The organism is Agrobacterium salinitolerans, assembly GCF_002008225.1.
Lineage (GTDB): Bacteria > Pseudomonadota > Alphaproteobacteria > Rhizobiales > Rhizobiaceae > Agrobacterium > Agrobacterium salinitolerans.
On record NZ_MRDH01000006.1, the window covers coordinates 1,116,614 to 1,140,332 of the forward strand.

A 23,719-nucleotide genomic window follows, 5' to 3' on the forward strand; every position below is an offset into this window, starting at 1 on the left:
TAAATCATGTCCCTGACGCAAGATCTCGAGAAAATTCTGGACACCGTCCTGCCAACCGATCCCAGCTTTCGGCGGATCGAACAGGCAATGATAGACAACTGCATTTGTGACATTCGACGATACGCTTTGGAGGGCTCCAAAGAGGCTTTTCTGTTTTCCGCGATGCGCCTGCTCGCACTTCCCGACAACGGACACACACGGCTGATCCCGAACGATTGCATCTCGGTGCTGCCGCTGAGGTTCGTGAGCGTCGGGACGGCGGTGCAGTTAACTGAAACGGCACTGGAAACAACTGCACCAAGAGGAGAGCTGATAGCAGTCAACGGCACACCGTTGGGCCAAATTGAAGCCGCCGCAGAAAAATTTCTGGCAGGAACACGTCAGAGGAAAAGGGTCATCGGACCGATTCTTCTCGCATGGCCGTATGCATTGACCCGCCTCGGTTTCTCTTCAAAAGAGAATACGACCGAATATTGCGTGAAAGACGATAATGGGCGGATATCCAATTTCAAACTGGAGAACGGGCAGACAGTTCCTGCACCGATGCTTTACCCGAGAAACGAGCATGGCAAGGCTGATCCAGCCTGGAAACCCGAGCGATTTGTGGAGATCGAGGACTGGCAGGGGCTTGGGCTTTCAATATCATTGCCAAGTTTCTTCGATCCAAGCGAAACTGCGCTGCCGAAAGCCATCTCCGGTGCGGCGGGGCATGTAAGCGCCTGCCCGAACAAAAAACTCTTGATTGACGTTCGCGGAAACACCGGTGGCGACTTCCTTCAAACGATGCCCTTGATCGACGCCATCTCAGAAAACGCGGGCGGGCAGGTCGCTGTGCTTGTCGACAAATTCACGTTTTCCGCAGCGATAGTATTTGTAGCCATTCTCAAACATCGTCTGGGACGCAGGCTCAAACTCATCGGGGAAGAAATGGGCGACGGGTTGAGTTTTTTTGCCGAGGGAGGGTTGCTCGATTTGCCGACTAGCGGAGCGGTCGTTCGATACTCATCAGCATTTCACGACTGGGAGAACGGAACCAGCAACGAAACCACACCGGCTGAGATCGCGCAGCAAATGGTCCCGGCAGGAAAACTGAATTTGGATTGGGAATGGGTCATAAGGTCGACTGCTGAGAATGCACAAGGCGCGTTCTATCAACAAGTGCTAAAGAGTCTGAACGATTAGACGAGCGGCGGCTCAGCCCACACTGCTGACGGTCGACCCTCGGAAAATGCTGCGCCAGGTATGGAATGGCCGCCTTCGCTTTCGGCGCCACGGCAATCATGCGATGCACACTTCATCCGTTCGCTTCTGGCGCAAAGCGGAAGCGCAATCCGACATTGAGTATCAAAAACAATAAAGCCAATCACCGCCCCTCCGAGGGAGGCCTGCTGGAGCGCATGCCGCATTTCCATAGTACAGGCGGCACCATATCCCGAACCAGCTTTTCCACCTCAAACAAAAAACCCCTCACGGCGTGCGCCGGAGGGGTTTTGAACAATGCCGAGATGAACTCAGTTCAGCTTAGACTTCACTTCGCCGATCGTGGCGGCGAAAAGTTTGGCCTTTGCGGCAGCCGTTGTCTTTTCCGCCAGCAGCTTCTCGGAAGCGGCGATGGCGATGTCGACGGCGGCGGAACGGACGGCGCCGATGGCGTCTTCTTCGGCCTGCTTGATCTTCTGTTCCGAAAGGGCCGTACGGCGGGCGACGAATTCTTCCGTCTTCTGCCTGGCTTCTTCCGTCAGCGCTGCTGCTTCGCGTTCAGCGGCAGCAACAATACCTGCGGCTTCGGCTTCTGCTTCCTTGCGCTTGCGCTGGTATTCGGCCAGCAAGTGCTGAGCCTCTTCGCGCAGGCGCTTGGCTTCGGCCAGCTCGTCCTGGATGTTCTGGGCGCGCTCATCCAGAGACTTGGAGAGCATGCCGGGAACCTTGAGATAGGCGATCAGAACGAAGAAAAGGACGAGACCGACGAGAGCGAAAAATGATGCATCAAATGCCATATCAGGCTCCCTTCACGGCAGAAGCGGCAGCGATGGCGGCCTTGACGTCGGCATCCTTGACCTTGGCGCCGACCAGCTGGTCAACGATTGCGGTCGCGGTTTCCTCGGCGATGGCGCCGACATCGGCGAATGCCTGATCCCTGATGCCGGCAATGCGCTTTTCGGCGGCGGCAAGCTTTTCAGCAAGACCAGCTTCGATAGCGGCGCGGTCGGCATCAGCCTTGGCCTTGGCGGCGTCACGGGCCGCGGAGCCTATCGAGCTTGCCTTGGCGCGGGCTGCCGCGAGTTCTTTTTCATAGGTCTCGACGGCTGCGTCGGCTTCGCTTTTCAGCCGTGCCGCCTCATCGAGATCCTGTGCGATGCGTCCATGACGGTTCTCGAGAATGCCGCCGACGCGCGGAACGATGACCTTCTGCATGAGCAGATAGAAAAGGCCGAACGTGATCGCCAGCCACAGGACCTGCGATGCATAAGTAGACTGGTCGAACGGCGGGAAAACGCCGGAAGCGCCGTGTTCGGCGCCGTGCGCCACACCGGTTTCCGTGTGCGTGGCTTCCGGTTGCGGCTGGCCGACAGCCGGAGTTTCCGTATGCGTTTCACCTACGGTCGGTGCTGACTGGGCATAAGCCTCGGTCACGAACATGCTCACCTCCAGGGGTACTGCAAATGCGAAGGATCACGGCACGCCATTCGCGGGCCGTGATCCAGACCTGATGCCGGTATTAAACAGCGAACAGGAGAAGGAGAGCTACGAGCAGCGAGAAGATGCCCAGAGCTTCCGTAACGGCGAAGCCGAATACCAGACGGCCGAACTGGCTGTCGGCAGCAGAGGGGTTGCGCAGTGCGCCGGACAGGTAATCACCGAAGATACGGCCGAGTGCGAGGGACGTACCAGCCATGCCGAGGCATGCGAGACCTGCGCCGATGTACTTTGCTGCTTCCGCTTCCATGTGAGACTCCTTGAGATATAGGTTGTTGCGGCTATCTTTTGGCGCCCGTTGCCGGGGCCAGCGACTTTACTTCTCAGTGACCACCATGCACGGCGTCGTTCAGGTACATGCAAGTCAGTACCGCGAACACATAAGCCTGCAGGAAGGCAACGAGAAATTCGAGAGCGGTCATGGCGACCGTCATTATGAGAGGCAGGACAGCACCGCCGACGCCGAGCGCGCCGAGCGCGCTCATGGAGGCGACGAAGCCTGCGAAAACCTTGAGCGTGATATGGCCGGCCAGCATGTTCGCGAAAAGACGAACGGAAAGGCTGATCGGGCGTGACAGGAACGAGATCATTTCAATCGACGCGACCAGCGGCAAAAGCGCCTTCGGCACGCCCGAAGGGGCGAAGATGCCGAAGAAATGCAGGCCGTGCTTGTAAAAACCATAAACGACGACCGTGCCGATAACGAGGCAGGCGAGCGCGAAGGTGACGATGATCTGGCTGGTGACCGTGAAGAAATACGGGAACATGCCGAGAAGGTTGGCCGTCAGCACGAACATGAAGAGCGAGAACACGAACGGGAAGAACACCATGCCCTTCTTGCCGGCGCCTTCGCGCAGCATGGAGGCGATGAATTCATAGGACATTTCGGCAACGGACTGCATGCGCGTCGGGATCAGACCGCGGTTCGACGTTGCGAAATAAAGGAAACCGGAAGCCGCAGCCACGGTCGCGACCATGAAGAGCGACGCATTGGTGAAGGAAAAATCGACGCCGCCAATTTCGATCGGAATGATCGGCTGCACCAAGAACTGATGGGTCGGATCGTTTGCCACCGGCTGCCCTCTTTACCTGTCGCCGCCTGTCGCGGCATCTCAACTGTAAGGAAAAACAGCCTAAAGGCCGCCTTTTCCACCCTCATCCTGCCTGTCCGCCTTCTCAAGTAGCGGCGGCTTGGCCACCGCGCCCGTGGAGCGCAACACATTCAATACGCCTGCGCAGAAACCGAGAAGAAGAAGAACGATCATCCCCCACGGCGTCGTGCCGGCAAAATAGTCCAGAAGATAACCCAGCATAGCGCCGACCACGATGGCAGAAATGAACTCCGATGAGAGCTTGACCGCCATCGCAAAACCTTTCCGGTTTTCCGCAGCGTTGGTCTCCGCCCTCACTTCCGCCTCATCCTCCGCCTTCACCTTCGCCAACTCATCGGCTAGGCGCTTGCGACGCTCGTCCAGACTATCGTCACGGTTGCCAGTCATCTTAAAATCCCACCCATTTTCTCCGTTCCAGCCATGCCAGAACCCTTTGGAGTTGTAAACGGTGACGGATTAAGCCTGTTCCAGCCCGCTCTGAAGTCGCGCGCAACATAGTTTTAGGGGCTTCTCTAGTCAAGGCACTGTCGACGGTTGTTTCGACACAAATTAATCATGCAAAAACAACGGCTTGACATCAAGTCGCGGTTTGGCGGCGATGTTTCCCCAGGGAATCGGCATTTTTGACACGCAAAATGCGACAAATTGGCGGTGGTATCAGCTCCAGCCGCCGCCATAGGTACGGTAAAACACGTGCAAACCTATCCTGCCGACCTTTTTCATCGTGCGACCCCAGGCGGGACGCACATAAACGGCGTGATAGTGGGTTGCCGATCCCACTTCCTTCAACCAGATTTTGCCAGCCGTTGTGGCCATTGCCACTTCGCGCGCCATTTTCCAGTGGCGTTCGGAATTCACGCGATCCTTGATATTGTCGCAGGCGAAGGAAAACTGGCAGCGGTTGCGCCAGTCCTTGTTCTGGTAAACGACACCGCAGATGGTTTTCGGATAGGCGGGATTGCGCACGCGGTTGAGGATGACCTGTGCGACCGCCGCCTGTCCCTTCACCGATTCTCCGCGCGCCTCGAAATAGATGCCGGAGGCGAGGCATTGTTGTTCGGCTGCCGAAAATACGGCGGCGGGCAACGGGGTGGCCGCCCAGGCGTGGTCGCCCTCGGCGATTTGCGGCACGAAACGGCCGGCGTCGGGCTTCTTGAGAATGGCGTCGAAGGGTGACTCGCGGGCGAAATCCGGTTCGGCCGGCGCATAGGCCGTGGCAAGAATATCCGGCGTACGATTGTTGATGAGTTCGGCCAGCATCGGCGAGACGCTTCTGTCCGCCTTCTTTTCCTCGCGACGGAAATAGAAGGAGGCGAGTTCCACGTCCTTGCCACGCTTCGGTTTGACGAAAGCGGTGCGGTCCTTACGCTTCAGCGGCTCGATGTCCAGCATGCTGGTGCGCTGCAAGACGGAACCGGCGGTGAAAGCCTTGGGCGGCTGCATGATTTCGGTGGCGACGACACGACCCTTCTTGGCGGCGCGGTTGACGCGCTCGCTGTCGGGCGTCGTTGCCTCGCCCTTCTTGTTGGTGACGAAAGCGACCTTGCTGCCATTGGGCAGGGTCATGCCGCCGCCGTGCAGCGCCGCCTCCCCTGCGGCATCGTTGAAGGTGAGCGAGGCATTGTGTACCGAGCCCGCCGGAGAGGCCGTCAGCACCATGCGCCATTGCTCGCCGCCATTATCCAGACCGGCCAGAAGCGAGGCCAGATCCGCGCGCGCAGCGAGGGAGGGAAAAACGAGCCAGGCGGCAAGGCCGAAGACGACGGGCGAGGTCCATTTTGACGCCCACGCCTCACGGGACACGGGGGACCGACGACGCATTACTCTTTTCGAACGCAAAACCAGCACTCCGAACACCGACAACCAAATTTGCTACAGGTGTTCGAGAATCTCTTATTAACCTTGATGCTTGGTTAACGCCGCGCGCGGACGCGGATTCACGTTAATGTGTAACCATCTTCTAATAGTCACACGACGACGTGCGAACCCAGCTCCACCACGCGGTTGGCCGGAAGGCGGAAATAATCCGAGGGATCGGCGGCGGTTTCGGCGAGCGCGATGAACAGGCGGTTCTGCCAGCCCGGCATGCCGGATTTCGGATCCGGCACCAGCTTGCGGCGGCCGAGATAAAACGAGGTCGACATGATGTCGAACTTGTAGCCGGTGCGTCTCAGATAGCCCAGCGCCTGGGTGACATTCTGCGTCTCCATAAAGCCGAAATGCAATTCGACCACGGCAAAACGGTCGCTCAGCTTCGTCAGCGTATAACGCTCTTCGGGGTGGACGCGCGGCTGGTCCTCGGTGCGGATCGTCAGGATGACGTTCTTGTCGTGAAGGACGTGGTTATGTTTGAGATTGTGCAACAGCGCCGCCGGCGCCGTCTCGGGATCGCCGGTAAGGAAGATTGCCGTGCCGGACACACGCACCGGCGCATGGGCGCTCTCCTTTTCCACCGAGGCGACGAAGGCCTTCAGCGGCACATCGATGCGGCGGGTCTTGGCAAAGAGTATCTTTGAGCCGCGCTGCCATGTGGTCATGATGATGGTGAAGGCGATGGCCAACAGCACCGGCACATAACCGCCGTCGTGGATCTTCAGGAGGTTCGCTCCGAGGAAGATCAGTTCCAGCAGCAGAAGCGGCGTCAGCACCGCAAGCGCCAGCCAGATCGACCATTTCCAGCGCTTGCGCACGAATTCGAAGAACATCAGGCTGGTGACGACCATCGCGCCGGTCACGGAAATACCGTAGGCGGTGGCAAGCGCATCCGAACTCTTGAAGGTGATGACCAGTGCGACGACGCCGAACAAGAGGATGGTGTTGACGGCCGGAAGGTAAATCTGCCCCGTATTGGTTTCCGAGGTGAAGAGGATTTCCATGCGCGGCAGATAACCGAGATGGATCGCCTGGCGCACGAGCGAAAACGCGCCCGTTATGACCGCCTGGCTGGCGATGATGGTGGCGGCGGTTGCCAGAATGACGGCCGGCAGGATCGCCCATTGCGGGAACATCAGATAGAAGGGATTGGACATCGCCGCCGGGTCTTTCAGCACCAGCGCGCCCTGCCCGAGATAATTCAGCGTCAATGCCGGGAAAACCAGACAGAACCACGCCCACTGGATGGGACGACGGCCGAAATGGCCGAGATCGGCGTAAAGCGCTTCCGCCCCCGTGATCGTCAGGAAGACCGCGCCGAGCACGACGACGCCGTAGAAACCTTCATTGGCCAGAAATTCCACCGCATGCCACGGATTGAAGGCGAAGAGGATGCTGAAGTCATCGGCGATATGAAGAAGACCGGCCAGACCCATGACGATGAACCAGACGGCGGTGATCGGTCCGAAGAATTTCGCCACCGTGCCCGTGCCGTGGGACTGGATGGCGAAGAGGCCGATGAGGATGCCGACGGAAATCGGAATGATGAAGGCGTCCATTTCCGGCGTGACGAGCTTCAGGCCTTCCACCGCCGAAAGCACCGATAGCGCCGGCGTGATCATGGCGTCGCCCAGAAACAACGCCGCGCCGATGAGGCCGAGCACGATGAGAACGCTGCGGTGGGTGCCAGCCGTCTTCATCAGCAGCGCCAGCAGCGAGAGCGTTCCGCCCTCGCCGTCATTGTCCGCACGCAGAAGAAGCGTGATGTATTTGAACGTCACGATGATCGTCAAAGCCCAGATCATCAGGGACGTGAGGCCGATGACTTCTTCCTGCGTCACGCCGTCATAGGCGATCGGCCGAAGGGCTTCGCGGAAGGCGTAGAGCGGGCTGGTGCCGATATCACCATAGACGACGCCGATGGAACCAAGGATCGCGGCATAAAGCCCTTTGTTCTGATGCTTGTCATCCGCATCCGGTTTCTCGGCAACATCCTTGTCGACGATTTGAGACATGATGATCCTGGCTCCTCAGAGCCAGCCCTTCCAACGAAAAAAGAGAAACGGAATGATCGCGGACATCACCATGACGATCAGCGCAAGCGGATAACCAAATGTCCAGCTCAACTCCGGCATGAGCTGAAAGTTCATTCCGTAAATGGAGGCCACCAGCGTGGGTGGCAGGAACACCACCGACGCGATGGAAAAAATCTTGATGATGCCGTTCTGCTCGATATTGATGATCCCGAGCGAGGCGTCCAAGAGAAAGGTCAGATTGCCGGAAACGAAGGAGGCATGTTCATTCAGCGACTGGATATCGCGCCCGATCGACTTGCCCTGCTCCCGCGCGCCCTTGTCCTCGCGCACCTGATCGCTGGTGGACAGAAAGGTCTGAAGGCGCGCCAGCGATGCAAGGCTCACGCGGACCTTCGATATCAGCCGGTGATAGGCGGCGATGTTGCCGAGGCGGTCTTCGAGATAGCGCGGCGCCTTGCGTTTGGAACGAGCCTGGCTGCCGAGAATATCGGCGGCGAGATTGTCGATCCCCGTAACCGAGTTTTCGAGAATCTCCGCCGTGCGGTCGACGATGGTTTCGAGCAGCTTCAGGAGCAGCGCCGCGCCGCTGCGCATCTCATGCGGAACGCGCGTGATGGCGGCGGTGAAGAGATGGAAGGATTTCGGCTCGGCGTAACGGATTGTCACCAGACGCTTGCCGGCAAGGATGAAGGCGACGTCGGTGAGGCGGGGATCGTCCGAATCCGCCTTCCACACCAGAGAGGCGGTCATGAAGACATTACCGTCTTCCATATAAAGCCGACTGGAAGGTTCGATATCCTTCAGATCCTCACGGGTGGGCAAATCAAGCCCCAGCAGCTTTTCCACATGCTGCTCTTCCGCCCTGTCCGGATCGACGAGATCGATCCAGACGATGTCGTCGGGGACCTGTCCGGAGCCGTCGTCTGACGACAGGCTGATCGCCTCGCAATTGGCGCGATAGGCTTTTATCAATCCGTTTCTCCGCTCCACATTGCAGGCTTCAGCCGCAATGCTGCTTAACATATCCTGTTTGCGCTCGGCAAACCTTTGGACGACACTTCAGGGACCGTCGGAACAGGCGGGATTTCGACAATCTCGCCGGCCCGATGGACCAAGAGCCAAACGGCGCAGGCGTATGCGCCCAAAGCGAGACGCAATCAAGCAATATTTTTTCGCGACAGCATTGCAGGCGAAGCATTTCTGGATCTCAAATCCGGAAATGCTTTCGGATACTTCCGTTTAATCTTATGTTTTCAAACGACTATCGAGGAAGAAGAAACCCTGTCCGGCTTTGCCCCATGGCTGGGGTGTTATTCGAAAACAATCCTCGGGGCGGCTTTTTGCTCGCTTGCACCGATGCGCGCCCAGACTTTTTGCGCGATATCGCGGTAGACTGCGGCCTGCGGGCCATCGGGTTCTGCGGCGACGACCGGCGTTCCGGCATCTGACATTTCGCGGATGGATATGGTGAGCGGCACTTCGCCGAGAAACGGAACGCCGATCCTTTCCGCTTCAGCCTTCGCGCCGCCATGACCGAAAATATCGTAACGCGCACCGGTATCGGGCGCGATGAAATAGCTCATATTCTCGATGACGCCCAGCAGCGGTACTTCCACCTTGCGGAACATGGTGACGCCCTTGCGCGCATCGGAGAGCGCCAGATCCTGCGGCGTGGAAACGATGACGGCGCCGGCGAGCGGCACCTGCTGGGCGATGGTAAGCTGCGCATCGCCGGTGCCGGGCGGCATGTCCAGCACCAGCACATCCAGTTCGCCCCAGGCCACTTCGCGCAGCATCTGCATCAGGGCGGACTGCACCATCGGCCCGCGCCAGATCATCGCGGCTTCCTCATCCACCAGAAAGCCCATGGACATGACCTTCAGTCCGTAATTCTCCATGGGGAGGATGATGCGGTCTTCCTGTTGCTTCGGACGGCCGGAAATTTTCAGCAGCCGCGGCAGCGAGGGGCCATAAATATCGGCATCGAGCATGCCGACCTTGAGGCCGAGCGACTGGAGGCCGAGCGCCAGATTGACGGCGGTCGTCGACTTGCCCACCCCGCCCTTGCCCGAGGCCACGGCGATGATGGATTTGACCCCCGGCACGCCGACCTTTGACGAGCCGGGCTGGGTGGTCGGCCGGCCGGTTGCGGCGGCGGGGCGCGCCGGCGCGGGCTGCTGCTGGCCAGGCTTGCGGTCGGCCGTCAGCGCCACGACCGCGCCGACGATGCCCTCAACGCCCTTGGCCGCCTGTTCGGCGGCAAGCCGCAACGGCTCCATCGCCGCAGCCCTGTCGGCCGGGACGGTGATCGAGAAATAGGCCTTCGCATCGGCGATGAAAATTTCCGAGACCATGCCGAGTGCGACGATGCTCTTGCCGCTGCCGGGATAGACCACCGCTTCCAGCGCCTTTTCCACCTGGCTCCTGCTGACATCTGCCATATTCCTGCTCCGCTTCATCATCCGACCGGGTATTGCGTGCCATCCATAGACAAGCCGGAGCGCTTCGCCAATGCCAAAGCGCGACAACAGTCAGGCATTCGCGACGATTTGACGCTGCGGCTTCAGATCTCGTCGTCCATCTCCAGCGTTTCCGGGTCGAAAACATGACCGTCGAAAAAGCAGTCGGGGCCCAGCACCAGACCCGTGCGCGATGCGCCGACATGAACAGGCTCACGCAACGTGCCCTCAAGCTTCAGATTTGCGCCCGGCACCGGCGCAAAAAGCGGCTTCATCGCTTTGCGGAAAATATCCGGCCGGTAGGCGTTACGGGCCGCCTCCACCATGGCGGGATCGAACCGGTAATCGGCGGAAACCTCGCCCCAGCGCAGCATCTGGCTGAAGAACCACAGGGCCTGACTCTGCCATGGAAAATTGGCGGCCTTGGCGCTCGTCACGAAAAATTCCTGAAAGCGCTGCATGTCCTTCTGCGAGGTGGAAATATAGCCCGTCAGCGCCGGCAGCAGGAATTCACCGTTCTCATCCATATATTGAGGAGCGGCGAGGATGCCGGCCAGTTCCTCGATATTGGCGGTATTGGCGCACCATTCGCCGGCGCGGTAGAGGGCGCGCAGCAGCCCTTCCAGCAGGGCTGGGTTCTCCTCCGCCCAGCGCTTCTTCGCGGCCAGCATCTTTTCCGGCGCATTCTGCCAGATCAACGCCCCGGTGGTGACGATACGCCCCGCGCCGCCGAGCACCACGGCGCTGCCCGCCGGCTCGGCGGTACAGAGCGCATCGACCTTGCCGTTTTCCAGGAGCGCCGGCATGGCCTTCGGCAGCGCCTCAACGATTTCCATATCCCGGCCGAGCAGCACGCCGCAGCTTCCGAGCAGGTAACGCAGGGTATAAAAAGGCGTGGAGACGATATCTTCGACCGCAAAGACCGGCGGATTTCCGCCCGCCGCCCGGCGCGCGGCGCAGACACGGGCCATGGCGCGTCCAAAAGCCGCCGGGTCCGGTAACTTCAGCCCTTCGCGGTAGAGCTCGTTATAAAATCCGTGGGAAACGGTCGTCGCCGATCCGCCGAGGGAAAGCGTGAAAACGCCGACAATATCGGCGGGCAGATCGTCGAGGCCGACAGCCGAGCCGACCGGAACCGGGGCGGGCAGGTGCGCGACGTGAACGCCATCCTCGCCAAGCGCCGCAAGCACGGCGCGGGCGGACTGTTTTCGGAAAAGTTCAAGTTCTATGCCTTCATCGGCAGCAAAGCCTTTTTCGGCAGCGGCTATCAGCACGGCGCAATCGATAGTCGGAGAAAATCCTGCTTTTACCCTATGCCGTTCCGGCAAACGATTTCTCCTTTCCGGTGATTCGAAAAGAGGATCGCCCAGGAAACGGTTTATCACAATGATAAAATTACGGTTTCGCTATTTTATCAGGCCGACCCGCAGCGCTTTTGCGACGGCCTGGGTGCGGTTGACCGTGTCGAGTTTTTTCGTCGCGCGGTTCAGGTAATGATTGATGGTATGTTCCGACAGCATCATGATTTCAGCGATTTCGGCGCTGGTCTTGCCAGCGGCGGTCCAGTTCAGGCAGTCGATCTCCCGCTCGCTCAGTGTTTCGGGGACCCTGAGATCGAGCCGGCGGATTTCAGACAGCCGGGCGAAGACATGGCTGGAAATATATAAAAGCTCGGCAAGCCGGCTGGTGGCCACGGCCGTCTTGTTGCCGGAAAAAGATACCGCGCCGCGTCGCATGGTAATGTCGTGAACGGGAAACCAGACCGAATTGATCATCTCGAAACGTTCTAAAAGGTTGATCACGGTTTTCCTGGCGATTTCTCCCTCGCCTCCGACCAGAAAATCCATTGAGACGGAAAAGGGAACGGTCGATTTTTTCAACTGCGCCATCACCCGGCTGTTTTGCAGCATGCCCTCTTCATCGTAACGCTGCAGAAGCTCCGCCGGCCAGCTGGTAATGATCGTATATTGCGACAATTCGCTCGCCGCTTCCGACGACAGGTCAAGAACCATGAAAGCCTTGAATTCCCAGGCTTCCGTTAGCCGTTTCAGGAACCGGAATATATCGAATTGCGTGTTCAGGCCGGCGATCTCGCGAACGCAATCAACACCAATCGACTGAACGGCGGCCGCCTCTGTTTTTTGCATCAAAGCTGTTCTTCGAGAATGAGAAATGCCGCCGCAAAGGCCTGCCCTTGCCCGGAAATTGTTGCGGATGTTACTCACCAAAACGATTCATGCAAACGAAAGTTGAAAACTTAATTCAGAATAGTCGAAAATAATATTGAACGTGTCTGAATGGGTGCAAGGCCGGCAGTTTCACCCCGTAAAATCCAAGGGTCAGAAGTCTTCGTTTTCCTCAACCATCCGCCACCGGGGACAATCTGCACGCAAGATCGTCGGAAATTCTGTCGGCGGTTTCGCGCACCAGGGGGCCCCATTTGCGAAGCTGTTCCACATCCACGCGATAGGCCGGACCGGTGACGGAAATCGCCGCGCGAAAATTGCGGCCGGGCGCCCGGACCGGTGCGGCAACGCAGTGAATTCCGATCTCGTGCTCCTGAAGGTCAAAACCGTAGCCGTTGTCTCGAATTGTCGCCACTTCCCTCATCAGCGCTTCCGGCGTCGTGACCGTGCTTTCCGTGAAGCGATGAAAATCCAGTTCCGCGGCCAGCTGCGCCAGATCGTCGGCGGAGAGCAGCGACAGCGCCGCCTTGCCCACGCCGGTGCAATAGGCTGGGGAGGTTTTGCCGACCTGCGAATGCATGCGCAATGTGTGCCGGCCCTCCATCTTGTCCAGATAGGTGACCTGTCCGCCGTTCAGCACCGCGAGATGCACCGACTCCTGCGTCACCGCCTGCAAGGCCGCCAGATGGGGTGCCGCGACGCTGCGCAGGTCGTTACCGCTCCAGGCTTTCGCGGCCAGTTGCAGCAACCTCAGCCCCACGGCATAGGTCTGATCGGCAGCGTGATCGACAAGGCCTTCGGCAACGAGATGGGCGAGCTGGCGGTGAACTGTGCCGCGCGGCTGGCCACAGGCTTCGACCACATCGGTAAAGCGCATCGGTTTTTCAGCAAAGGCGATCAGCTCCAGCAGCGAGACAGCTTTGCCGAGCGTGCCCGTCTCAACGCCGGCCTTCCGCTGCGCCATTGGAACCGCATCAGGCTTTTGACCATTGGGCTTTTTATTATCGGGCATGGCAACATCCACCGTCATCTGCCTTGACATAAGCGTGACGCCAAGAGAATAATTCCATTTAGTAAAATCTAGTTCCATATATTGGAACAAGCAAGCCTTTCATGGACGAGATGACACCGATGACGCAAGCCCAATTTCCGGACCTCAAGGATGCGGGCGTGCTCGTCACCGGCGGCGGTTCCGGCATCGGAGCATCGTTGGTGGAAGCCTTTGCGATGCAAGGCGCGAAGGTTTCTTTCATCGACATCGCCGAAGAACCAAGTCTGGCGCTCGTCAAGCGGCTTGCGACAACGGCGCCGCATCCGGTTCACTTCTTCAAGACTGACCTTCGCGATATTGCGGCGGTCGGAAAGACGGTGGAGGCGGCGGCCTCCGCCACCGGCGGGATCAAGGTACTGGTCAATAACGCCGCCTGGGACGACCGCCACGACATAGACACGGTGACGGAGGCCTATTGGGACGCCAATCAGGCGGTCAATCTGAAGCAGATGTTCTTCACGGTTCAGGCAGCCCTGCCCTATCTCCGGCAGGCGAAAGACGCGTCCATCGTCAATTTTTCATCCATCTCGTTTCTGCTCAATATGGGCGATCTGCCCTCCTATGCGGCGGCCAAGGCCGGTATCATCGGGCTGACGAAAAGCCTGGCAGGCCGGCTGGGCCCGGAAAACATCCGCGTCAACACGCTTTTGCCCGGCATGATCGTGACGGAGCGGCAGAAGGAACTTTGGCTGACGGATGAGGGCATTGCCGCCACCACCGCGCGGCAATGCCTGAAACGCACGCTCGTCGCTGCCGATCTCTCGGGCCCGTGCCTGTTTCTCGCATCATCGGCATCGGGCGCCATCACGGCGCAATCCATAATCGTAGACGGAGGCCTTCTATAATGTCTGAACCCGCTTTCATCGCCGTCGACTGGGGTACGACCAGTTTCCGGCTCTGGCTCATGAGCCGATCGGGCGCGGTGCTGGCGGAGCGCAGAAGCACGGAAGGTATGACGACCGCCATGCGGACCGGTTTTGCCGACGTACTACAATCGCATCTCGACGCCATCGGCGCACCGGAAGATCTGCCGGTTATCGTCTGCGGCATGGCAGGGGCGCGGCAGGGCTGGGTCGAGGCGGGTTATATCGACGTGCCGGCGTCGCTTTCGGCGGTTCCGGGCGGCGCGGTTCGTGTGCCGCGCCAGGCGCGGGATGTGCGCATTCTACCGGGGCTGGCGCAGCGGGACAAAACCGCGCCCGACGTCATGCGCGGTGAGGAAACGCAATTGCTCGGCGCTCTCGCCTCCTCGGATGCCGGTGAAAAACTCGTCTGTATGCCCGGCACCCATTCCAAATGGGTGACCGTGCAGGATGGCGGCGTGACCGGCTTCGCCACGTTCATGACCGGCGAGCTCTTCGAAGTCGTCTCGAAACAGACGATCCTTTCCCATGCGGTGGCCGAGGCCGAAGCCTTTACCGGCGAGCATGAGGCTTTCACGGCGGCGGTGCGCGACATCTATGCCAATCCGCAGCTTGCGACCAATCGCTTTTTCACCCTTCGCTCCGGCCAATTGCTGCACGGCCTCACCGCCACCGACGCCAAGGCCAAGCTGTCCGGTATCATGATCGGGCTGGAAATCGCCGGCGCGCATTCCACCGCCCGGCGCGAGACACCGGTGGTGCTGATCGGCTCCGGTGCACTCGGCGCGCTTTACGAAGGCGCCTTCACCGCTCTTGATATCCACTATACGGTCATTGATGCAGACGAGGCCGTGCGGCGCGGATTGCTGGCCGCTGCAAATGCCATCTGGCCATAAGAAGAAAGATCGACCATGCGTATTCCCTTCCCTTCCATCCAATATCCGCTGATCGCCATTCTGCGCGGCCTGAAACCCGAGGAAACCGAAGGCGTCGTCGGCGCACTGATCGAAACCGGCTTCCGCGCCATTGAAATTCCGCTGAACTCGCCCGATCCGTTCCGCTCCATCGAGATCGCCGCGAAGATGGCGCCCGCCGATTGCCTGATCGGAGCCGGCACCGTGCTCAGCGTTGAAGACGTGGCGTCGCTGGATGCGGCCGGTGGAAAGCTGATGGTGAGCCCGAATGCCGATGCGGAGGTCATTACCGCTGCGCGTGAAAAAGGCATGGTGACGATGCCGGGGGTCCTCACCCCCACCGAGGCGCTGGTGGCAGCGAAGGCCGGTGCGACCGGGCTCAAATTTTTCCCCGCCAGCATCATCGGCCCCGCCGGCATCAATGCCATCAGGACGATTCTGCCGAAGGATCTGGTCATCGCCGCCGTCGGCGGCGTCTCGGACAAGAATTTTTCTGAATATACCTCGGCCGGTATCGTGGCTTTCGGGCTTGGCACCAGCCTTTACAAGCCGGGCATGACGGCGGCGGAGGTGCGCGAACGCGCCACTGTCACACTTTCAGCCTATGATGCTGCCATCGGAGGATAAGAGCTTGGCCACTGTTTTTCCCTTTACCGGACGCGTTCTGGACGAAACGCCGATGCTGCTCGGCGAAGGCCCGACCTTCGACCCCGCGACCGGCACCGCCTGGTGGTTCAATATTCTCGAGCGTGAACTGCATGAACTGCATTTCGCCTCCGGCCGCAAGACCGTGCACGCTTTGCCCTTCATGGGCAGTGCGCTCGCCAAGGTCAGCGACAGCAAGCAGCTGATCGCCTCCGATGACGGGCTTTTCCTGCGCGACACGGCAACCGGCGTGCTGACCCTGCATGCTGAGCTGGAAATGGATTTGCCCGACAACCGCTCCAATGACGGGCGCATGCACCCCTCCGGCGCGCTATGGATCGGCACCATGGGCCGCAAGGCGGAGACCGGTGCGGGCAGCATCTATCATGTCGCGAAGGGCACCGTGACCAAGCTGTTTGCCGGGATCAGCATTCCGAATTCGATCTGTTTCTCGCCCGATGGCGCGACGGGATATTACGTCGATACCAAGGTAAACAAGGTGATGCGGGTGCCGCTCGATGCCGAGACCGGCCTGCCCTCCGGCAAGGCTGAAGTCTTCATCGATTCCACGGGTATCAAAGGCGGCATCGACGGGTCGGTCTGCGATGCCGAAGGGCATATATGGAACGCCCGCTGGGGCGTGGGCGCCGTGGATCGTTACGACACGGACGGCAATCATATCGCCCGATATGAGGTGCCCGGCGGACAGACGACCTGCCCCGCCTTCATCGGCCCCGACGCATCGCGCCTTCTCGTGACATCCGCGCGCGAGCATCTCGACGACGACGCCCTTGCCACCAATCCGCAGCATGGGTTGACGTTCGAGCTGGGGGTTGACGTCAAGGGTCGGTTTGAGCCGCTTTACCGGTTGTGAAGCGCGGCATCCGCCAACCTCTTCTCATTCCTGTGCTTGTCACAGGAATGAGGGTTGTGGGGATGCGCCGGCGCGCACAAGCTCGGCTGAGATACTGCTTTCTCCAACAAGCGTAACGACCAAGCCGCACCGCATCAGGAAATATCCGACAATATCTCGCGGTAATTCTCGTGCAGATAACGCTGGGTCGCGGCGGCGTCGGCGGGGCGGCCGTAGAAATAGCCCTGCCCCATGGCGCAGCCGAGTGCGAGCAGCTTTTCCTCTTCCGCCCGTTCTTCTATCCCCTCGGCCACCACCTCGAGATCGAGGCCTTCGCACATGGCGACGATGGCCTTGATGATATGTTCGGAAGGGCGGTCGCTGCTGATACGCGAGACAAAGGCGCGGTCGATCTTCACCTTGTCGAAGGTGAAATCCCTCAGGCGGCCGAGGCTGGACTGGCCGGTACCGAAATCGTCGAGGGAGATGCGAACACCCGCGCTCTGCAATTCGCTGATGATACGCTGCGCGGTATCGGCAGACGTCATGACAGCCGTTTCGGTGATTTCAAGCTCCAGCCGGTGCGGGTCGAGGCCGACACGCGAGAGAATGGACAAAATATTGTCCGCCGTGCTTGGGTCCATCAATTGCGCGGAAGAGAGGTTGAAAGACAGGAAAAGCTCGCGCGGCCAGAACAGGGCCGCCTCCGCCGCCTTGCGGAGCAAAGCTTCCGATAGTGCGTCGATAAAGCCGCGCTCTTCTGCCAGCGGCACGAAAACGGCAGGCGATACGAAGCCGAGATCCGGGTCGTTCCAACGGGCGAGCGCCTCGAAACCGATGACCTTCGCCTCTTCCAGTCTGACGATGGGCTGGAAATGCACGTCGATGGCGTCGGTGATGATGGCGTTTCTGAGCGCCTGTTCCAGCTGCGTGGCGCGCTTCATTTCCTGCGCGATCTCGCGCGAATAGACGGTGATCTGGCCGCGGCCGCGTCTCTTGGAGCGATAAAGCGCTGTTTCAGCGCTTTTCAGCAAATCCTCGAATTCATCGCCGGCGAAGGGATAGATGGCAAAACCGAAGGAGGAGGACAGACGGACGTTGCGGTCGCCGAGATCGTAAGGGGCCGAAAGCACGTCCTTGATCATGTTGCCAATGCGTTCCGCGCCGATGCGCTCAAAGACCAGCGGCAGCACGAAGGCGAACTCGTCGCCGTCATGGCGCGTCACGATCGCGCCGTCGGGAATGCAGGCTTTCAGCCGGTGCGCGACCTGGCAGAGGATTTCATCGCCCGCCTGCACGCCGAACAGATCGTTGATAGGTTTGAAGCCGTCTATATTGGCGATGCCGACCGTGAAGGGCGCCGGATCGCTGGAGCGCTCGCTGGCAAGCATGCGAATCTTGTCCCGCAGACGGTAGCGGTTGCCGAGCCCCGTCAGCGGGTCGCTGTAGGCCATCGCCTGCAGCTCGTTCTGGCTGACCTGCAACGTTTGCGGCTCTGCCCGTTTCATTCCTGCATCTCGTGAATCCTGTGTCGCCCGCGGTCACAATGCAGTGCAAGTATTAAAAAAGCCATAGCCTTTCGGCAATGGCAATTTCAGGCCCGTAGCCGCAAGCCGTCCTTGCCGAAAAGCCGCAGGAAAACCGCCTCGACCATGTCCGGGCTGACGGGTTTCAAAAGCATGTCGTCCATGCCGGATGCCCGGCATTTGTCGAGATCGCCCTCGAAAGCGTGGGTGATGACGCCGACGATGGGAATGTGCTTGTCTCCGCCAAGGCTGCGCATGCGGCGGGCGACTTCGAAGCCGTCGATATCGCCCAGCGTCGTATCGAGCAGGACGGCGGAAGGCGGCTGTTCGGCAAAGAGCCGCAGCGCCTCTTCGCCCGAGGTGGCGAGCCGCCAGGAAAGCCCAAGGCCTTCGAGTATCTGCGAAAAGACGATCTGGTTAACCCTGTTGTCCTCGACGAGAAGTATTTCGCAGACACCGCCGGTCTTCAAGATTGCAGGCAGATCATCCGTCATGATCTCCCAGTCTTCGTCAGCGGCTTTCTCCTTCGGGGAGGCAGCGGCGAGATAATGCAGCAGGGAGGCCTCAATCTCCTCTTCCTCGATAGTGACGACGGGCAGGGCATGCGCCGAGGCAATATCGAGGCATGCAACGCTCATTTGGGCATCGACAACCACCACATCGATGCTCACCCCGGCGGAGGCTGCGACCTCGATGAAGGCACGCTGTTCGTCCTCACTCGTCACCGCCGCATGGTCCATGCCGCCCGCCGTCAGCCGGCGACCGGCGGCTTCCGCAAAATGTCCGCTTGCAGAGACGATCAGCACTGCCTTGCTTTTTAATACCCCGCCATGATTGTCCGGCTCTTCGTCCTTGCCATAGGTGGAGGCGACGAAGGGGACATGTTCGAGCGAGGGGATGACGGGCGTGCCGTTGGCGTCGATGGTAGCGAGAGCGGTCACGTCCTCCATCGTCGTTACCAGAAAATATCGGCCGGGCCTGCCCACACGCTGCTTGCGGGTGATGGTCAGCACCTCTTCGCCATTCAGACGCCGCACTCTTTCCGGGATGATGCTCGGCACGCCGCTATCCAGCACCATACGATCGGCGACATCGATCCGTCCGGCAACCTTGCGCGAGTGGAGATCGAAAACGGTACGGCCAAGAATGCTCTCGGGACTTGTCTCGACAAGGGCACAGGCGGATTTGTTGACAGCGGCATAGGCCATGTTCCGATCCTTGACGAAGACGGGAAATGGCAGATTGTCGAGAATATCCTCGATGAGCTGCACGCGCTCGAGATCGATGCGCCATTGCTCTTCACGTTTCTTCTGTTCGGAAATATCCGCAACCACGCTGATGCCGAGGCCGGACGGCAGGCGGTTCATGACGAAGCGCAGGAAGCGCTCTCCCTTCAGCCGTTCGGTTTTTTCCGATCTTTCCTTCCAATGCAGCGCCAGGCGTTCGCCGATCCATTCCTCCCGGCCGAGCGGGCGGGCATTGGCGGAAAGACTTTCCGCTTCCAGCAGATAACAATCATATAGCGCGCTCAGATAGTCGCGCAGCCGCGCACCCGGGCCGATAACGGCCTCTTCCAGTGGAAAAAAGCTGAGGAGTTTCCGGCTTGCGAAAATAATGTGATCGTTCCGGTCGTAAACGACTATCGCCGCGCCAAGCGCGTCGCAAAGGGCATCAAGCATCACCGTATGAACGCCCGCGCCAGAGGACGCCAAATCACTCAACTGCAAACTCCCGCCTGTTTTTCAGGGGTCAGGCTTATGTTTCTAGTGGAATCGTCCAGGGCAAATGCCGGGATGAAACGAAAAATTCCGCAAAAGAGACATCAGGGTTTGCAACTTGAAGCAGTCTTGAGGGGAAGATGACGCTCACCCATAGTCGACGTCACACGCCACCCGGCGAAGGCGGCCCCCGTTCCTGCGGTCATTTCAAGCCGCCTCACCATAATCAAGGCCGATTAAAGGCGGATTAACGCTTAGCGCCATGTTGACGGAAATGATCAAATGCCAGACAGGCCGCAAAACATGTGCAAATTTCCGCAGCCCGAGTTTTTTGCTTTCGAAGCCGTAGCGAATCCGCGAAAATGACGATCATGGCCATCAAGCAGCTTTCAGAAACCCTTATCAACCAGATCGCCGCCGGCGAGGTCATCGAAAGACCCTCCAGCGCCACGAAGGAACTGGTGGAAAACGCCATCGACGCGGGCGCGACGCGGATCGAGATCGCGACGGCCGGCGGCGGTAAGGGACTGGTGCGGATTACCGATAACGGTTCCGGCATGTCGCCTGCCGATCTGGAGCTTGCGGTCAGGCGTCACTGCACCTCGAAAATTTCCGATACGCTGGATGATATCCGCACGCTCGGGTTTCGCGGCGAGGCGCTGCCCTCCATCGGCTCCGTCGCCAAGCTGACGATTACCAGCCGGCAACAGGGCGCTGAACAGGGTTCGGTGATTTCCGTCACCGGCGGCAAGGTGTCCGATGTCCGGCCCGCCGCTTCGAATGCCGGCACCATCGTCGAGGTGCGGGACCTGTTCTTCGCCACCCCCGCGCGGCTGAAATTCCTGAAGACGGAACGGGCGGAGGCGGCCGCGATCACCGAGGTCGTCAAACGCATGGCGATCGCCTTTCCGCATATTCGTTTCGTGCTATCGGGCACCGATCGTTCGACGCTTGAAATCCCCTCCACCGGCGATGACCATCTGGCCCGCATGGCGCAAATTCTCGGCGCCGAGTTCAAGGACAATGCGATAGAGATCGACGCCGGGCGCGAGGATGTGACGCTCTCCGGTTTTGCCGGCGTGCCGACCTTCAATCGCGGCAACTCGGCGCATCAATATGTCTTCGTCAACGGCCGGCCGGTACAGGACAAGTTGCTTTTATCCGCTATTCGCGGCGCTTATGCCGAAACCGTGCCGCATGGGCGATATCCTGTCGCGGTGCTGTCCATCACGCTCGACCCCGCCTTTGTGGATGTGAACGTGCATCCTGCAAAGTCCGACGTGCGTTTTCGCGATCCCGGCCTCATTCGCGGGCTGATCGTCGGCGCGATCCGCCAGGCGCTGACGCGCGACGGCGACAGGGCTGCGACGACGGGGGCGAGCCAGATGATGAACGCCTTCCGCCCCGGCTACAGCCCGTCCGGCCTTCGGCCCTCGCCTTCCATAGCAGCCGCCGCGCCATGGTCCGCTGCCACCTCGCCTTCGCGCCCGCTTGCGGTTTCCGGGGACATGCAATTTGCCGAGGCGGTGCAGTCACGTTTTTCCGACATCACCATGCCGACTGCGAGGGCCGAGCCTCGGGACACTGACGAGACCGCCGCAAGCCCCCCGTCTGAACCTTTGCTATATCCGCTCGGAGCCGCGCGGGCGCAACTACACGAGAACTACATCATCGCGCAGACGGAAAACGGCCTCGTCATCGTCGACCAGCATGCCGCGCATGAGCGGCTGGTGTTCGAACAGATGCGCAATGCGCTGCATTCGAGGCGGCCGCCTTCGCAGGTGTTGCTCATCCCCGAGATCATCGACCTGCCGGAAGAGGATTGCGACCGGCTGATGGATCATGCCGCCGGTTTCGATGCGCTCGGGCTCGTCATCGAGCGTTTCGGGCCGGGCGCCGTCGCCATCCGGGAAACGCCGGCCATGCTGGGCGAAGTCAATGTGCAGGGGCTGGTGCGCCAGCTCGCTGACGAGATCGCCGAATGGGACGCAGCCTCAACGCTTGCCAACAAGCTGGAATATGTCGCGGCCACCATGGCCTGCCACGGCTCTGTGCGTTCCGGCCGGCGCATGCGGCCGGAGGAGATGAACGCGCTTCTGCGGCAAATGGAAAACACGCCGGGTTCCGGCCAGTGCAATCACGGCCGTCCGACCTATATCGAACTGAAACTTTCCGATATAGAACGGCTCTTCGGCCGTAGCTGACGCCGCAAGCAGGCGGGGCTGGCCTTGCGCCACGCCGCGCTATATAAATTCGAGATACTGGAGCACCCAATTGTTCAGGAAAACGCTGCGCCGTTTCGGACTGGGTGCGCTCACAGGACAGAGCAGGAGACGAGAACGGATGAACAGATTTGAAGGAGGCGGTAACCGCCTCGCCGTCATCGAATATCTCGACGGTGATTTCCGCATCGTCCAGACCGGCTCGCACGTCATCTGCGCCATGACGGCCAAGACCATTCCGCTCGATGAGCTGCGCTACTGGAGCGTGGCGCGGCAGGAGGCCTATGTGGATGCGGCGGCTTCGCTGGAAGCCGAAAATAAGGCTGGCGATTTGCCCGCGTGAGTTGGGACGCGGCGCGTTGAGTATTGCGCGTCGTGTGCCTTCCCTCATCCCTGTGCTTGTCACAGAGATGAGAAGAAGTGGGTGCACGGCGGTTTATCTTCTTCGGTACTCTAAACCGACGTCCGCGCATTTTCCCGCAGCAAACGCGCGCGGCAGTTTCCCACCGCCGTATCGATGATCGCCGCGGCCGCGTTGGGGTCGTCGAACACCATGTCGATTTCGATCACCAGACTGTTCCACAGCAATTCTTCCGCCCTGCCGTGGTGTCCGTTAAGCCGCACGGCATCCTTGGCCGTCGTCACCAGCTGCAGATCATCTTTGCCGGCGTCCTGCAAAAGATCGGCGATCTCGTCGTCGCTGAAATGGTGATGATCCGGGAAAGAGCGCTGCAGCACGATGTCACCGCCGAGCGCCTCGACGGTTCGATAAAACTTGGCCGGGTCGGCGATGCCGGCATAGGCCAGCACGCGTCTTCCCCTGAAATCCTGCGGCTCCTGCGGCGTGATTGCCGCAACGAAGACGGGCTTGGCGGCCTTTGCCGCCTGCCTGACCAGCGCATCGGCCGCGTGGCCTTTGCCGACCTTCAGAAGCCCTGTCATGTGCCGCATCTGTTCAGCAAGCGGCGCCCTCACCGGACCGCCCGGCACGAGATGGCCGTTACCGATGCCGCGCATCGTATCGATGACGACAAGCGCATAATCCAGCGTCAGGCGCGCGCTCTGGAAACCATCATCCATGATGATGAGATCGACGCCTTCTTTCACCAGACGGTGTGCGCCTTCCACGCGCTTGCGGGAAATGACTGTGACCGCCTCTCGCGCCAGAAGCAGCGGCTCATCGCCGACATCGGCGGAGCGGTGACGCCGGGGATCGACAAGGGTGGTGACGTCGAGCGTGCCGCCGTAGCCACGGCTGAGAAATCCGGGTTTCAGGCCCTTGGCGACGGCGGCTCTCGCAATTGCCATCGCCGTCGGTGTCTTGCCGGCCCCTCCCACGGTGAAGTTGCCGATGCAGATGACCGGAACGGCAACGCTTGCCCTCTTCGCCGTTTGCATCCGCCGGCCGGCTATCTTGCCGTAAACAAGCGAGAAAGGAGACAGGAGCCACGCCTGCCATCCCGCTTTCTGCCACCAGAACGGCGGCGCTTCAGAAACCATCTATTCCCGCTCCCGGCCGCGTCGCCCACGGCATTCCGTTCGCCCGTCACATGTCAGGAGGTTGT

22 protein-coding genes are annotated in these 23,719 nt (G+C 60.0%); 7 read left to right on the top strand and 15 right to left on the bottom strand.

Going from position 1 to position 23,719, the window contains the following annotated elements:
* Positions 1–6 precede the first annotated feature (6 nt).
* Positions 7–1,182, top strand: coding sequence for a S41 family peptidase (locus BS627_RS09620; RefSeq protein ID WP_077982847.1), 1,176 nt, complete (start codon positions 7–9; stop codon positions 1,180–1,182).
* A 329-nt stretch (positions 1,183–1,511) separates the two neighbouring features.
* Here the strand turns inward: BS627_RS09620 and BS627_RS09625 are convergent, their stop codons facing one another.
* From BS627_RS09625 to BS627_RS09680, 12 genes are all read right to left on the bottom strand, one after another.
* Complete coding sequence (locus BS627_RS09625) at positions 1,512–1,997, bottom strand: F0F1 ATP synthase subunit B (RefSeq protein ID WP_077982848.1); 486 nt, start codon at positions 1,995–1,997, stop codon at positions 1,512–1,514.
* 1 nt (position 1,998) lies between these two features.
* The gene (locus tag BS627_RS09630) at positions 1,999–2,640 is read right to left on the bottom strand and encodes a F0F1 ATP synthase subunit B (protein ID WP_077982849.1); all 642 of its coding nucleotides are present in this window, start codon (positions 2,638–2,640) and stop codon (positions 1,999–2,001) included.
* Between the two features lie 79 nt (positions 2,641–2,719).
* On the bottom strand, positions 2,720–2,947 hold the full coding sequence (locus BS627_RS09635) for a F0F1 ATP synthase subunit C (RefSeq protein WP_003494147.1): 228 nt from the start codon (positions 2,945–2,947) through the stop codon (positions 2,720–2,722).
* A gap of 73 nt (positions 2,948–3,020) precedes the next feature.
* Entirely contained in the window at positions 3,021–3,770 is a 750-nt protein-coding gene (locus tag BS627_RS09640) for a F0F1 ATP synthase subunit A (protein WP_004440258.1), read from the bottom strand.
* Positions 3,771–3,830: 60 nt separating this feature from the next.
* Positions 3,831–4,196 carry an AtpZ/AtpI family protein gene (locus BS627_RS09645; protein WP_077982850.1) on the bottom strand — a complete coding sequence of 122 codons (366 nt, stop codon included), beginning with the start codon at positions 4,194–4,196 and terminating at the stop codon, positions 3,831–3,833.
* 270 nt (positions 4,197–4,466) lie between these two features.
* Positions 4,467–5,630, bottom strand: coding sequence for a cell wall hydrolase (locus BS627_RS09650; RefSeq protein WP_162520480.1), 1,164 nt, complete (start codon positions 5,628–5,630; stop codon positions 4,467–4,469).
* Between the two features lie 146 nt (positions 5,631–5,776).
* Positions 5,777–7,696 carry a potassium transporter Kup gene (locus tag BS627_RS09655; RefSeq protein ID WP_077982851.1) on the bottom strand — a complete coding sequence of 640 codons (1,920 nt, stop codon included), beginning with the start codon at positions 7,694–7,696 and terminating at the stop codon, positions 5,777–5,779.
* Between the two features lie 15 nt (positions 7,697–7,711).
* Positions 7,712–8,689, bottom strand: coding sequence for a magnesium transporter CorA family protein (locus tag BS627_RS09660; RefSeq protein ID WP_162520479.1), 978 nt, complete (start codon positions 8,687–8,689; stop codon positions 7,712–7,714).
* Between the two features lie 338 nt (positions 8,690–9,027).
* The gene (locus tag BS627_RS09665) at positions 9,028–10,158 is read right to left on the bottom strand and encodes an Mrp/NBP35 family ATP-binding protein (protein ID WP_077983045.1); all 1,131 of its coding nucleotides are present in this window, start codon (positions 10,156–10,158) and stop codon (positions 9,028–9,030) included.
* Between the two features lie 122 nt (positions 10,159–10,280).
* Positions 10,281–11,504, bottom strand: coding sequence for a CmpA/NrtA family ABC transporter substrate-binding protein (locus BS627_RS09670; protein ID WP_077983046.1), 1,224 nt, complete (start codon positions 11,502–11,504; stop codon positions 10,281–10,283).
* Positions 11,505–11,582: 78 nt separating this feature from the next.
* Positions 11,583–12,323, bottom strand: coding sequence for a helix-turn-helix transcriptional regulator (locus BS627_RS09675; RefSeq protein WP_077982853.1), 741 nt, complete (start codon positions 12,321–12,323; stop codon positions 11,583–11,585).
* A 211-nt stretch (positions 12,324–12,534) separates the two neighbouring features.
* Positions 12,535–13,404 (bottom strand): IclR family transcriptional regulator, encoded by an 870-nt coding sequence (locus BS627_RS09680; RefSeq protein WP_165691190.1) that lies wholly within the window; start codon positions 13,402–13,404, stop codon positions 12,535–12,537.
* A 71-nt stretch (positions 13,405–13,475) separates the two neighbouring features.
* Between BS627_RS09680 and BS627_RS09685 the strand changes: the two genes are divergently transcribed.
* The 4 genes from BS627_RS09685 to BS627_RS09700 are packed head-to-tail and all read left to right on the top strand — an operon-like array spanning position 13,476 to position 16,709.
* Positions 13,476–14,258, top strand: a complete 783-nt coding sequence (locus BS627_RS09685; RefSeq protein ID WP_165691191.1) for an SDR family NAD(P)-dependent oxidoreductase — start codon at positions 13,476–13,478, stop codon at positions 14,256–14,258.
* Positions 14,258–15,172 carry a 2-dehydro-3-deoxygalactonokinase gene (locus BS627_RS09690; RefSeq protein WP_077982854.1) on the top strand — a complete coding sequence of 305 codons (915 nt, stop codon included), beginning with the start codon at positions 14,258–14,260 and terminating at the stop codon, positions 15,170–15,172. Before BS627_RS09685 ends, BS627_RS09690 begins: the two co-directional genes overlap by 1 nt.
* Before the next feature lie 15 nt (positions 15,173–15,187).
* Positions 15,188–15,817, top strand: coding sequence for a 2-dehydro-3-deoxy-6-phosphogalactonate aldolase (locus BS627_RS09695; RefSeq protein ID WP_077982855.1), 630 nt, complete (start codon positions 15,188–15,190; stop codon positions 15,815–15,817).
* A gap of 4 nt (positions 15,818–15,821) precedes the next feature.
* Entirely contained in the window at positions 15,822–16,709 is an 888-nt protein-coding gene (locus BS627_RS09700) for an SMP-30/gluconolactonase/LRE family protein (RefSeq protein ID WP_077983049.1), read from the top strand.
* 134 nt (positions 16,710–16,843) lie between these two features.
* Here BS627_RS09700 and BS627_RS09705 read toward each other — a convergent pair whose 3' ends face one another.
* Together BS627_RS09705 and BS627_RS09710 are read right to left on the bottom strand one after the other, a co-directional pair.
* A complete protein-coding gene (locus BS627_RS09705) occupies positions 16,844–18,196 on the bottom strand; it encodes a putative bifunctional diguanylate cyclase/phosphodiesterase (protein ID WP_077982856.1) in 1,353 nt (450 codons plus the stop codon).
* An 86-nt stretch (positions 18,197–18,282) separates the two neighbouring features.
* Positions 18,283–19,893, bottom strand: coding sequence for a response regulator (locus tag BS627_RS09710; RefSeq protein WP_165691209.1), 1,611 nt, complete (start codon positions 19,891–19,893; stop codon positions 18,283–18,285).
* Positions 19,894–20,303: 410 nt separating this feature from the next.
* Between BS627_RS09710 and mutL the strand changes: the two genes are divergently transcribed.
* Positions 20,304–22,136, top strand: a complete 1,833-nt coding sequence (gene mutL / locus BS627_RS09715; protein WP_077983050.1) for a DNA mismatch repair endonuclease MutL — start codon at positions 20,304–20,306, stop codon at positions 22,134–22,136.
* A 139-nt stretch (positions 22,137–22,275) separates the two neighbouring features.
* Positions 22,276–22,497 (top strand): DUF2093 domain-containing protein, encoded by a 222-nt coding sequence (locus BS627_RS09720; protein WP_077982858.1) that lies wholly within the window; start codon positions 22,276–22,278, stop codon positions 22,495–22,497.
* 110 nt (positions 22,498–22,607) lie between these two features.
* Here the strand turns inward: BS627_RS09720 and lpxK are convergent, their stop codons facing one another.
* Complete coding sequence (gene lpxK / locus BS627_RS09725; RefSeq protein ID WP_077982859.1) at positions 22,608–23,654, bottom strand: tetraacyldisaccharide 4'-kinase; 1,047 nt, start codon at positions 23,652–23,654, stop codon at positions 22,608–22,610.
* Between the last annotated feature and the right edge of the window lie 65 nt (positions 23,655–23,719).